The organism is Streptomyces narbonensis, from assembly GCF_014649015.1.
GTDB classification, from domain to species: Bacteria; Actinomycetota; Actinomycetes; order Streptomycetales; family Streptomycetaceae; genus Streptomyces; species Streptomyces narbonensis.
In genome coordinates, this window is sequence record NZ_BMSF01000009.1 from 56,620 (window position 1) to 68,636 (window position 12,017).

10 protein-coding genes and 1 riboswitch are annotated in these 12,017 nt (G+C 72.0%); of the genes, 6 read left to right on the forward strand and 4 right to left on the reverse strand.

Annotated elements, in window-relative coordinates:
* The first annotated feature begins 150 nt into the window (after window positions 1-150).
* Both IE124_RS18545 and IE124_RS18550 read left to right on the forward strand, forming a co-directional pair.
* Entirely contained in the window at window positions 151-1,596 is a 1,446-nt protein-coding gene (locus tag IE124_RS18545) for a glyceraldehyde-3-phosphate dehydrogenase (protein WP_189508881.1), read from the forward strand.
* A gap of 85 nt (window positions 1,597-1,681) precedes the next feature.
* Window positions 1,682-1,776, forward strand: a riboswitch (ZMP/ZTP riboswitch).
* 34 nt (window positions 1,777-1,810) lie between these two features.
* Window positions 1,811-2,968, forward strand: coding sequence for a phosphoribosylaminoimidazolecarboxamide formyltransferase (locus IE124_RS18550; protein WP_189508882.1), 1,158 nt, complete (start codon window positions 1,811-1,813; stop codon window positions 2,966-2,968).
* Window positions 2,969-2,991: 23 nt separating this feature from the next.
* On the opposite strand, the gene IE124_RS18555 is transcribed toward IE124_RS18550, so the two are convergent.
* Window positions 2,992-4,683: a glycosyl hydrolase family 8 gene (locus IE124_RS18555; RefSeq protein WP_189508883.1), complete on the reverse strand. Its 1,692-nt coding sequence runs from the start codon at window positions 4,681-4,683 to the stop codon at window positions 2,992-2,994.
* Between the two features lie 114 nt (window positions 4,684-4,797).
* Window positions 4,798-6,012, reverse strand: coding sequence for a S8 family peptidase (locus IE124_RS18560; protein ID WP_189508884.1), 1,215 nt, complete (start codon window positions 6,010-6,012; stop codon window positions 4,798-4,800).
* A gap of 408 nt (window positions 6,013-6,420) precedes the next feature.
* Between IE124_RS18560 and IE124_RS18565 the strand changes: the two genes are divergently transcribed.
* From IE124_RS18565 to IE124_RS18575, 3 genes are all read left to right on the forward strand, one after another.
* A complete protein-coding gene (locus tag IE124_RS18565; RefSeq protein ID WP_189508885.1) occupies window positions 6,421-7,680 on the forward strand; it encodes a sensor histidine kinase in 1,260 nt (419 codons plus the stop codon).
* Window positions 7,677-8,351 carry a response regulator gene (locus tag IE124_RS18570; protein ID WP_189508886.1) on the forward strand — a complete coding sequence of 225 codons (675 nt, stop codon included), beginning with the start codon at window positions 7,677-7,679 and terminating at the stop codon, window positions 8,349-8,351. The genes IE124_RS18565 and IE124_RS18570 overlap by 4 nt, the downstream gene beginning before the upstream one ends.
* Before the next feature lie 229 nt (window positions 8,352-8,580).
* Window positions 8,581-9,780, forward strand: a complete 1,200-nt coding sequence (locus IE124_RS18575; RefSeq protein ID WP_189508887.1) for an alpha/beta hydrolase — start codon at window positions 8,581-8,583, stop codon at window positions 9,778-9,780.
* Between the two features lie 52 nt (window positions 9,781-9,832).
* Here IE124_RS18575 and IE124_RS18580 read toward each other — a convergent pair whose 3' ends face one another.
* The gene (locus IE124_RS18580; protein ID WP_229832563.1) at window positions 9,833-10,828 is read right to left on the reverse strand and encodes a molybdopterin-binding protein; all 996 of its coding nucleotides are present in this window, start codon (window positions 10,826-10,828) and stop codon (window positions 9,833-9,835) included.
* 189 nt (window positions 10,829-11,017) lie between these two features.
* Between IE124_RS18580 and IE124_RS18585 the strand changes: the two genes are divergently transcribed.
* Window positions 11,018-11,455 carry a nitroreductase family deazaflavin-dependent oxidoreductase gene (locus tag IE124_RS18585; RefSeq protein ID WP_189508888.1) on the forward strand — a complete coding sequence of 146 codons (438 nt, stop codon included), beginning with the start codon at window positions 11,018-11,020 and terminating at the stop codon, window positions 11,453-11,455.
* 87 nt (window positions 11,456-11,542) lie between these two features.
* Here IE124_RS18585 and IE124_RS18590 read toward each other — a convergent pair whose 3' ends face one another.
* Window positions 11,543-11,968 (reverse strand): MarR family winged helix-turn-helix transcriptional regulator, encoded by a 426-nt coding sequence (locus tag IE124_RS18590; protein WP_229832565.1) that lies wholly within the window; start codon window positions 11,966-11,968, stop codon window positions 11,543-11,545.
* Window positions 11,969-12,017: the final 49 nt, after the last annotated feature.

Here is a 12,017-nt window from a genome sequence, read left to right on the forward strand (position 1 = left end):
GGTGACCAGCCCGTGGAACGGCCGTGCTCGTACGCCGGGACTCTGCGAGCCTGCTCCTCGCGGGCCGGGCGTGTGATGCGCCACCCCTCTGAAGCCTCGCGCGGACCTGGGGTTACCATATGAGCGCCGCCTAGCTCGAAAGATAAACTTGTGACTGTCAATGACGACTCGTTCACCAGCTGGAAGAACCGCGAGGAGATCGCGGAGTCGATGATCCCGATCATCGGGAAGCTGCACCGGGAGCAGGACGTCACCGTCCTGGTCCACAGCCGCTCCCTGGTGAACAAGTCGGTGGTCAGCATCCTCAAGACCCACCGCTTCGCCCGGCAGATCGACGGCGAGGAGCTCTCGGTCACCGAGACGCTCCCCTTCCTCCAGACGCTCACGACCCTCGACCTGGGCCCGTGCCAGATCGACATCGGCGTGCTGGCCGCGGACTACAAGACCGACGACCGCGGTCTCTCCGTCGCCGAGTTCACGGCCGAGGCCGTCGCCGGCGCCATCGGTGAGAACAAGATCGAGCGCCGCGACGGACGCGACGTCGTCCTCTACGGCTTCGGCCGCATCGGCCGCCTCGTCGCCCGCCTCCTCATCGAGAAGGCCGGCTCCGGCAACGGTCTGCGCCTGCGCGCGATCGTCGTCCGCGGCGGTGGCGAGCAGGATCTCGTGAAGCGCGCCTCGCTGCTGCGCCGCGACTCGATCCACGGCCAGTTCCAGGGCACGATCACGGTCGACGAGGCGAACAGCACGATCGTCGCCAACGGCAACACGATCAAGGTGATCTACGCCAACGACCCCTCCGAGGTCGACTACACGGCGTACGGCATCGACAACGCCATCCTCATCGACAACACCGGCAAGTGGCGCGACCGCGAGGGCCTCTCCAAGCACCTGCGCCCCGGCATCGACAAGGTCGTCCTCACCGCGCCCGGCAAGGGCGACGTGCCCAACATCGTGCACGGTGTGAACCACGACACGGTCAAGCCGGACGAGAAGATCCTGTCCTGCGCCTCCTGCACGACCAACGCGATCGTCCCGCCGCTGAAGGCGATGGACGACGAGTACGGCGTGCTCCGCGGCCACGTCGAGACGGTCCACTCGTTCACGAACGACCAGAACCTGCTCGACAACTACCACAAGGCCGACCGTCGCGGCCGCTCCGCGCCGCTCAACATGGTGATCACCGAGACCGGTGCCGCCTCGGCCGTCGCCAAGGCTCTGCCGGACCTCAAGGCCCCCATCACCGGCAGCTCGATCCGCGTCCCCGTCCCGGACGTCTCGATCGCCATCCTGAGCCTGCGCCTGGGCCGCGAGACCACCCGCGACGAGGTCCTCGAGTACCTCCGCGACGTCTCGCTGCACTCTCCGCTGAAGCGCCAGATCGACTTCACCACGGCCCCCGACGCCGTCTCCATGGACTTCGTCGGCTCGCGCCACGCGTCCATCGTCGACGCCGGTGCGACCAAGGTCGACGGCGACAACGCGATCCTCTACCTCTGGTACGACAACGAGTTCGGCTACTCGTGCCAGGTCATCCGGGTCGTCCAGCACGTCTCCGGCGTGGAGTACCCGACCTTCCCGGTTCCGGCGGTCTGATCCCCCGGCACCGACAGCACGACGGCGCGCCGCACTCCCCGCGTGGGGGGTGCGGCGCGCCGCGTTTCCGTCGGGCGGGTAGCATCGTGCCCGCCGCGACTGGCGAAGGTGGATCACCACCGGGGAGCGGCAGTTGGCCCCGCTCTTCCCGCGTACGCGTCGACCGCCTGGGCGCCTGCGTCAGTGATGTCCCGCTGACCCAGGAGGTCTTGAGATGGAACTGCGTTACGGCATCAATCCCCAGCAGCTGGTGGCGACCGCCTTGCCGGTGGAGTCCGGGAGGCGACCGGTCCGGGTGCTGAACGGCAGCCCGTCCTACATCAACCTCCTCGACGCGCTGAACAGTTGGCAGCTCGTACGGGACGCGGACCGCGTCCTGGGCCGGCCGGCCGCCGCCTCCTTCAAGCACGTCTCGCCGGCCGGCGCGGCCGTGGCAGGGCCGGTCGACGAGGTGACCGCCGAGGCGTACGGCGTCGACCGGGCCCGCGTCGGGACGCTCACCAGCGCCTACCTGCGGGCGCGGGACGCCGACCCGAAGTCGTCCTACGGCGACTTCGCCGCCGTCTCGCAACCGGTCGACGCCGAGCTCGCCGAGGTGCTGGCCCGGGTGGTCTGCGACGGCGTCATCGCCCCCGGCTTCGCTCCCGGCACCGTCGGGATCCTCAGCCGGAAGAAGAGCGGCCGTTTCCTGGTCATGGAGGCCGACGAGACCTTCACCCCGCCGGGTCAGGAGGCCCGGGAGGTGTTCGGCCTGCGGCTGACGCAGCAGCGCGACGACGTGCCGCTCTCCCCCGCCCTCCTGGACGACGTCGTCTGCGGCGCACTCGACGCCTCGGCCACGGAGGACCTGCTCCTCGGACTCGCGGTGCTGCGCCACACCCAGTCCAACTCGGTCTGCTACGTGCGCGGCGGGGCGACGCTGGGGATCGGCGCCGGGCAGCAGTCCCGGGTGGACTGCACCCGCCTGGCGGGCGCGAAGACCGACACGTGGTGGCTGCGCCGCCACCCCGCCGTCCGCGCGCTCGCCTTCCGGCCCGGCGTCCGCCGCCAGGACCGGATCAACTGGCGGATCCGGTTCGTCGAGGGCGATCTCACCCCGGACGAGCGCGCGCGCCTGTCCGGGGTCCTGTCCGTGCCCGCCCCCGACCTGACCGACGAGCAGCGCGCCGAGTGGCTGGCGGAGCTGACCGGGGTGGCGTTCGCCTCGGACGGCGCACTGCCCTTCCGTGACAACGTCGACCACGTGCACCGGCACGGAGTCGGCTTCATCGCCGAACCCGGCGGGTCGATCCGCTCCGACGACGTGGAGGACGCCTGCCGCGAACACGGCATCACGCTCGCGCGCACCGGACTGCGGCTCTTCCACCACTGATCGGCGCCGCATCCCCTACGGCTCTACGGAACCCAGTGGTTGCCCGAGGCCGTGATCATGACCTGGAGCTGGATGCTGGCCGAGAAGTAGCTGCTCGTGTCGACCGGCGTGGTCAGCATCTTGTTCCAGAGGGCGTCCAGCCAGGCCTGGCTGCCCGGGTCGGTCATGGCCGCCACGGCGAACGGCGCGAAGAACGCGGCCTCGCTGCCCGCCGATATCTGGGTGCCGTTGAGCTTGTAGCCGATGGCGATCTTGTTCGGGTCGCCGCCGGTCTTCGACTTGATCCAGCTGTTGAGCTTCCGCGCCGCCGCGAGCGACGTGGCGTCGCCGCTGGTCACCGCGTCGTCCGCGATGCGCCACGGGGTACGGCACGCGTTCCACCAGTACGCGCCGTCGTTCGGGTCCTCCAGGACCTGGCCGGGGGCGGGCCTGGGCGTGGTGTTCGTGTCGACGACGAAGTCGGGCAGCAGGCCCGTACCGGAGGCGTAGGTCGACTGGAGCCGCGAGATCTGCGTCTGGTGCGCGCTGCGCACGGCGTCCCAGGTGGTGTCGCCGGAGGCCGTACGGAAGGTGCGGAAGTGGTCGACCATCCAGTCCGAGGTGCGGGAGATGTAGTAGTACTGGTCGCCGGAGCTGCTCCAGTCGCCCAGCTTGAGGAGCTTGGTCGTCGGGTTGAGCTCGTCCTTCTTGATCGCGGCGATGTGCTTGAGCGCGAGGTCCTTGTAGTTGTAGGTGCCGGTGCTGCCCCACTGCTTGTCGGCGAGGAGCAGGCCGTAGGCCACGTCCATGTCGCCGTCGGTGGCGCCGTCGCCGCCGTTGACGCTCCGACAGGCGGTGTCCTGTTCGGCCGCGAGGAGGTTCGGGTTGATCGAGGACGGGTGGTCGATCTTCCACTTCACGAGGCCGTCGAAGATCTTCTTCGCGTCGGGGTCGGCACCCGCCATCGTCGCGGTGACGACCATGCCGTAGCCCTGCGCCTCGGCGACGTACGGGTGGTCGGCGTCCGGGGAGATGATCTGGTACCAGCCGTTGCCGCAGTTCTGCCGCACGAAGGCGGCCTTCCACTTGTTGTAGTACTCGACGACCTTCTGGTCGAGCGTGGCCTGGGCGCCGGAGGGCTTCAGGGTGCCCGCCGCGTAGGGCCTGAGGTGGCTGCCGAAGGGGACGGCCGGCCCGCCGGGGACACCGCCGCCGCTCGGGGCGCCGTAGACCTCGAACTCCCAGAGAGAGTAGCCGTACGGGGTTCCGCGCGAGGTCCCGTGCATGCGGAGGTACCGGCCGCTGCCGGAGACCGTGAGGTCGTCGACGCCGCCGTCTCCGGTCGTGGTCGCGTAGACGTCGGTCCAGTTCGTGCCGTCGGCCGAGGTCTGGATCCGGTAGGCCTTGCCGTAGGCGGCCTCCCAGTTGAGCTTCACGCGCGAGACGGTGTGCGTCGCGCCGAGGTCGATCCGGACCCACTGCGGGTCGACGCCCTCAAGGCTGGCCCAGCGCGTGGCGGTGTTGCCGTCCACCGCGCGGCCGGCCTCGAAGCCGGCGCCCTCGACCGAGGAGGCCGTCACCGGCTTTCCGGCGGAGACGAGACCGTCGGCGGCGGCCTGGTCCTGTGCCTGTGCGCGCGGCTGCGCCTGTACGTGTGCCTGTGCCTGCGGGATCGACGTGAGGGGCAGCACCAGCAATCCGGCGAGCCCGAGAAGCGAGACGCTTCTACGACGCATGACAACTCCCTTTCCTTCGCGGCTCATTCGTTAGGAAGTTTTCCTAACCATTGAGCCGCGAGGGTAGAGAGGGTCGGGGGCCCGCGCAAGACCCCCGGCGCCGTCGTGTGCGTCCTACGGGACGAGCCGCAGCAGGCGGTTGGGCGAACCGCTGCCCGGGCTGGTCACCTTGTTCGGGGTCGAGCCGTTCACCAGAGCGGTCGCGACCTGCGCCGGAGTGGCGGAGGTGTGGCCCGCGAGGTAGACGGCGGCGGCGCCCGCGACGTGCGGGGTGGCCATCGAGGTGCCCGAGATCGTGTTGGTGGCCGTGTCGCTCGTGTGCCAGCCCGCGGTGATCGACACGCCGGGGGCGAAGAGGTCCAGCACCGAACCGTAGTTGGACCAGCTCGCCTTGGCGTCGGTGTTGCTCGTGGCGCCGACCGTGATGGCGGCGGCGACCCGGGCGGGCGAGGAAGAGGACGCGTTGACGCCGGAGTTGCCCGCGGCGACGGCGTAGGTGACGCCGTCCGCGATGGAGTTCTTCACCGCGTTGTCGAGGGCGGTGGAGGCGCCGCCGCCGAGGGACAGGTTGGCGACGGCCGGGGCCCCCGCCGTGTGATGGGAGGTGACCCAGTCGATGCCCGCGATGACGCCGGCGGTGGTGCCGGAGCCCGCGTTGTCGAGGACCCGGACGGCGACGATCTTCGCGGCCTTGGCCACGCCGTAGGTCGATCCCGCGATGGTGGTGGCGACGTGCGTGCCGTGGCCGTTGCCGTCCTGGGCGACGGTGTCGCCGTCGACCGCGTCGTAGCCGTTCACGGCCCGCCCGCCGAACTGCGCGTGCGAGACGCGGACGCCGGTGTCGATGACGTACGCGGTGACGCCCGCACCCGCCGGGTCGGGGTACGTGTACGTGCCGTTGAGCGGCAGGTTCGCCTGGTCGATGCGGTCCAGACCCCAGGGCGCGCCGGTCTGCGTGGCGTCGGCGCGGAAGACCTGGTTCTGCTCGACCGAGGCGACGGCGGGGTCGGCGGCGAGGCGGCGGGCCTCCGTCGCTCCGAGGGTGGCCGTGTAACCGTTGAGGGCGGAGCCGAAGGTCTTGCGGACCGTGCCCCCGTAACCGGATATCAGGTCCCGGCCCTTGGTGGAGGCGGCCCTGAAGCCCGCACCCTGCTTCAGGGTGACGATGTAGCTGCCGGGCACCGCGTCGGCCGAACCGGCCGCGAGGACGACGCCCTCGGCGGGGGCCGCCTGGGCGGGGACGGCGGCGAAGGTACCGAGCAGGGCGGCCGCGGTCGCGGCGGACACGGTCAGCGCGAGCCGGGCCCTGGTGTGCTGAGGGAGTGCCATACGAGGGAGTCCTCCTCTTCGGCGTCGCGCCTCGTGTGGGGCGGCGCGACAGTGGGGGCGCGTGTGGGTCACACGCACGGCCGGGAGCCGTGTGGGGCGCTCCGGGTGATCAGCAGACTGTCCGGTCTACGGGCGTAGCTCAAGGGAGTTGGGGTCTTGTCATGCATCTGCCACACTGCCGCAATCGAACTCCCGTCGAACCCATGGAAAACGCCCACGGCCCCGCCCGAGAACACCTCCGGACCCGCCGGGAATCCACTCGGCCCGCGCCCTCATACCTGAGAGCCAGACGGGAGAATGGCTCTGCAGAGGGAGGCCGACAAACAGTGCCGCGACCTAGCCTCATGCCCGGACGAGCCGGTGTGGCCTGAGGGCGATCCGGCTTCGTTTCCGGACGATACTGAGCCTATGGACAGGGCGGAGCAGGGCGGCGTGCGCGGGGCGCTGATCACGATGGGGGCGGATCTCTTCCCGCCGGGCCCGCAGCCGATGCCGCCCATGGGCGGGCCGCGCGCCCTGCGGTGGCTGCCGCATCTGGCGATCACCGCGGTGGCCGTCTTCGCCGGGGTCTCCGCCACCGAGGACATGGCGTACAGACTCCTCGGGATCGCCCACGCGGCCCTGCTCGTCGTCGCGTTGCGCCGGCCGCTGCCGGCCTGGTGGCTGTCGCTGGTGACGCTGCCGCTGTTCTCGCTCCACCCGCCCCTTGCCCCTTATCTGGGATGGGCCTGGGCCGTCCACGCCGGGCTGCTGTTCCTCCTCGCGCTGCGCAACCCGCCGCGGGTCATGGCCGAGACGGTGACGGCGAGCACGGTGTCGCTCCTGGCCGTCGAGGTGGCGGTCGGCAGCGGGACCTGGCCCCGGCGCTTCACCGTGCTCGTCCTGCTGATGTTCGCCCTCGCGGTGGCCGCCGCGACCGGGGTGCGCCGGACGCGTGAGGTCCACGCCCGGCTCGCCCGGCAGGAGGCGGACCTGGCCCGGGAACGGGCGCGCCGCACGGTGCTCGAGGAACGCGCCCGTATCGCCCGCGAGCTGCACGACGTGGTCGCCCACCACATGTCCGTCATCTCCATCCAGGCCGACGCCGCCCCCTACCGGGTCGCCGACCCGCCCGGGGAACTGGTCGCGGCCCTGGCCGACATCCGCACGGGCGCCCAGCAGGGACTGACCGAGCTGCGCCGCCTCCTGGGCGTGCTGCGCTCCGAGGAACACCCCGACGGCACGGCCTTCGGGGCCCCGCAGCCCACCCTGGAGCGGCTCGACGACCTCCTCGCCGGGGTGCGCGCGGCCGGGCTCGACGTGACCGCGGCCCGCACCGGAGCCAGCCGCCCGCTGCCCGACGGTGTGGAACTGTCCGCCTACCGCATCGTGCAGGAGGCACTCAGCAACACGCTGCGCCATGCCCCCGGCGCCACCGCCCGCGTCGAACTCGCCTACACGGGCTCGGCTCTGCGCCTGCGGGTCCTCAACGGCCCCGGGCACGGGCCCGTCCGTCCCTCGCCAGGGGCCGGACACGGCGTCCTCGGGATGCGCGAACGGGCCGCGATGCTCGGCGGACGGCTCGCCACGGGCCCGACCCCCGACGGCGGCTACGAGGTCACCGCTCTCCTGCCGGTGCCCCCGACCGCCGGCCCCCGCGCAGACACGGACAAGGAACAGACCGCATGACGATCCGAGTGATGATCGCCGACGACCAGGCGATGGTCCGCGAAGCCTTCTCGGTGCTCCTGGGCGCCCAGCCCGACATCGAGGTGATCGCGACCGCCGTGGACGGCCTGGAAGCGGTGGTGAAGGCGGAGGAACTCCGCCCCGACGTGATAGTCATGGACATCCGGATGCCCGGGCTGAACGGCATCGACGCCACGCGGCGGATCACCGAGCAGCCCGACCAGGCCGCCAGGATCCTGGTCCTGACCACCTTCGACCTCGACGAGTACGTGTACGAGGCGCTGCGGGCGGGAGCCGGAGGCTTCCTCCTCAAGGACGCCTCCGGGGTGCAACTGGCCGAAGCCGTCCGTGTCGTCGCCGCGGGGGAAGCCCTGCTGTCCCCGGAGATCACCAAGCGGCTCGTCCTGGAGTTCGCGCGGCTGAGCACCCCGGCGAAGCCCCCCGCCCAGGTGCGGATCGAGGGCCTGACCCAGCGCGAGACCGACGTGCTCAGGCTCGTCGCGCAAGGCCTGTCGAACGCGGAGATCGCCGCCGAACTCGTCGTCGCCGAGCAGACGGTCAAGACCCACATGGGCAACGTCCTGCGCAAGCTCCAGCTGCGGGACCGCACGCAGGCGGCCGTCTTCGCCTACGAGACGGGGCTCGTCGCACCCGGCCGGACGCACCTGTGACCGCGGCGACGCGGGGAAGCGGCCCCCGGCGTCCGGGCCGGCCCCCTACCTGAGAGCCATGCCCGCGGATGGCTCCGCGGCGGGAGGTGCCGTCGGGCGTCCGGTTCCTACGGTTGTTGCTCCGTGAGCCGGTGCCTCGCCGCCCCGACGGCGACCGTCAAGTGCCCCGCTCGCAACCGCCCCTTCCCGGACGGCGGAAGCCGCCCCACGCCATCACAGGAGCCTCGTCATGACCACACGCCACGATCCCGGCGGTCCGACCACCCGGCGGGTCCGGATCCTGCGGGCCACGGCCGCCGTCCTGGCCTCCTTCCTCGCGTTCCCGACCCTCGCCGTCGTCCTCGGCGCGTACGTCCCCGCCGTTCCCAAGGCGGGGGTGATCGGACCGGTTCTGGGCGGGCAGTACCCCTTCCACATCGCCCTGATCGCCCTCGTCGCGGCCGCGTTCGCCGCGCTGGCCCGGCGCGGCGGCCTCCTTCGCTGGGGACGCGCGGTCACCGTCATCGCGGCAGTGTGCACCGTGGGCGCGCTGGTCATCGGCGCGGTCCAGTTCCGGGCCGCCCGGAAGGCCGGCACCGACATCTCCCTCGCCCAGGTCTTCACGGAACTCGGCTACCCGTCGGCCGAGCCGGACACCACGCGGACGTACGCGACCCTCGACGGCGAGACGCTCCGTGTGGACGCGTACCTGCCCGAGAAGAACCCGGGTCGGAAGGCCCCCGCCGTCGTGCTCGCCCACGCCGGCGGCTTCCACACCTTCGACAAGTCCGACCTGCGGGGCACCGGCCGCTGGCTCGCCGACCACGGCGTCGCCGTCTTCGCCGTCGACTACCGGCTGGCCCGCCCCGACCGGCCCACCTGGAACAAGGCCCCCCAGGACCTCGCCACCGCCCTGGGCTGGGTCCAGGACCACGCGGACACGTACGGCATCGACCCCTCCCGGATCTCGCTGGGCGGCATGTCCGCCGGCGGCACCCTGGCCATGAACACCGCCTACCGCCTCCACAACGGCACCATCACCCCCAGTCGGGGAACCACCCCCGAGGCTCCGGCCTCCGTGATCGGCTTCTACCCCGGCACCGACGTGAACTCCATGTGGAAGACCGACGTGGCCGGCACCCGCGACGCGGCGCGGATGTTCACCGGCGGCACCCCCCGACAGCACCCGGACCGCTACCGCGAGGTGTCCCCGACCTCCGACCTCCGCCCCGGCCTGCCCCCGACCCTCCTGGTCGTCGGCGATCGCGACCGCAGTGCCCGGCCCGAGACCGTCAACGACTTCGCCGACGCGCTCAGGAAGCACAACGTCCGCACCGACCTCAGGGAACTCCCCTTCGCCGAGCACGCCTTCGATGACGCCTACGGGAGCCTCACCTCCCAGACCAGCCGACAGATCCTGCTGGACTTCCTCACCGAGAACATCTCCTGACCCTGCTGCCGCACAGGCACCCCGAACCACCCCACAACCCTGCACCACCCGCTCAGGCTCCCGGGAGGACCAGGACCTCGACGTCCGCCCCGGCCGGCACTCCGCCGGGCGGGACGACCGCGAGGCCGTGGGCGCGCGCGAGGCCTCGGAGCGTCCTCGCCGGTTCGTCGCACGGGACCGGCCCGACCCCGTGCGCCACGCGCCGCACCGGCAGCAGCCGGGTGTCGTGCGGGTGCCCGGGGAGCGCCGTCACGGCGGCAGTCCGGTACGAGTCCGGGGCCGGGTCCGTGTGGCCACCGAGGCGGCGCAGCAGCGGTACGACGAGGGTGACCGCGCCGGCGACGGCGGCCGTCGGGTCGCCGGGCAGGCCGACCAGAAGGCGGGGCGAGCCGTCGGGGTCCGGTGACAGTTCGGCGAGCCGCATGGGGTGACCGGGCCGTACGGCGACGGAGTCGACCAGGAGGCGTGCGCCCGCGCCGAAGCCCGAATCGGTACCCGTACCCGTACCGCCGATGGTGACGACGACGTCCGCGGTGGAGCCGCGCACGGCCTCCCGCAGGAGGCACCCCGGGTCGCGCGCCACGGAACGGCGGCCGATCACCTCCGCGCCGTGGTGGGCCGCCCACGACGCGAGGAGCGGGCCGGTCCACGGGAACTCGTCGCCGAGGAGCAGGAGTTCCAGACGGGGACGGCGGTGCACGACCAGCCGGTCGTGACCCGCGGCGGCGGCCAGTGCGGCGACGACCGGAGTCACGGTCGCCCCTGCGGGGAGCAGGATGTCCGCCGACGCGGCGAGGGCCGTCAGCGGTGCGGCGAGGGCGTGCCCGAGGGCCTCGTCGAGCGCGCGGCCGACGACGGGCAGCGGCTGCCCGGCGCTGTCCCGGGCCCGGTCACGGGCCTGCTCCCACGACAGTGGCCCGCCCGCGGGCCCGGTCGCGAGAACCGGCGCGGGCGACCGTACGCCGCTCGTCCCGAGGAGCCGTTCGAGGGCGAGCTCCCCGTCCAGTTCGGCTTCGGCGGCGGCGATCCACTCGCGCATCTGGTACATCCGGCTCCCCTTCTCCCCGCGTTCTCGGGGCCCGCCCTCGTGCGGCGCCGGACCGTCGGCGGCGCCCATCCGACCACAGAACCCCTGTACAGAGCCGTGCGACACATCGGAGACACCTCTTTGACATTGCCCGGGAGGTCCCGCGAGGCTTCCCGTGACGTCTGTGCCGGAACGACGAAAGGACAAGTCATGCCCCTCGAAGGCGAGTACGAGCCCAGCCCGACGGCCTGGGTGCGCAACCAGGTCGAGCGGTACGAGTCGTCAGGCGGGACGAAGGGGACCACGATGCGGGGCCTGCCCGTGGTCCTGGTGACGAGCGTCGGCGCGCGCAGCGGCAGACTCCGCAAGACGCCGCTCATGCGGGTGGAGCACGAGGGCGCGTACGCCCTGGTGGCGTCGAACGGCGGGGCGGTGAAGCACCCCGTCTGGTACCACAACCTGGTCGCCGATCCCCTGGTCGAGCTCCGCGACGGCACCCGGACCTGGGACATGAAGGCCCGGCTGGTCACGGGCGAGGAGCGGCAGGCGTGGTGGGAGCGGGCGGTCGAGGCCTTCGCCGACTACGCGGACTACCAGCGGAAGACGGACCGCGAGATCCCGGTCTTCGTGGTCGAGCCCATCGGCTAGTCAGCCGCACTCCGCTCCACAGCGCGACGAGAACACCACCGAGTCCCGCGCGGTGACCCGGCGACCCGGCGACCCGGTGACCCGGCGTCAGCCGAGTGCCGCGCGGGCGCGGTTGAGGAGGTCGCGGAAGACGGCGCGCTCGCGGGCGGTGAAGCCGGTGAGCATCTCGTCCTCCAGGTGCTGGACGGCCGGCGCGTGGAGGGCGAGCAGCTCGCGGCCCTCGTCGGTGAGGCTGATGACGTGCCGCCGCCGGCTCGCCGGGTCCGGGGACCGGGCGATGAGGCCGCGCCGCTCCAGGGCGCCGACCAGGTCGGACATCGACTGGGGCGTGACGAAGGAGTTGCGGGCGAGCTCCGCCGAGGACATGCCGTCCCGGCGTTCCAGCACGGTCAGGGCCGTGTACTGGAGGGCGGTCACGCCCGAGGGCCTGAGCAGCTCGTCGAGCCGGGCCCGGGTGGCCAGCTCGACCTGTTTCACCGAGTACAGCAGAGACGGCGGAGCGGCGTCCGTCACATCCCCTCCCCTTCTCACCATCATCAGGAATCCTGTCGAAAATTCTAGC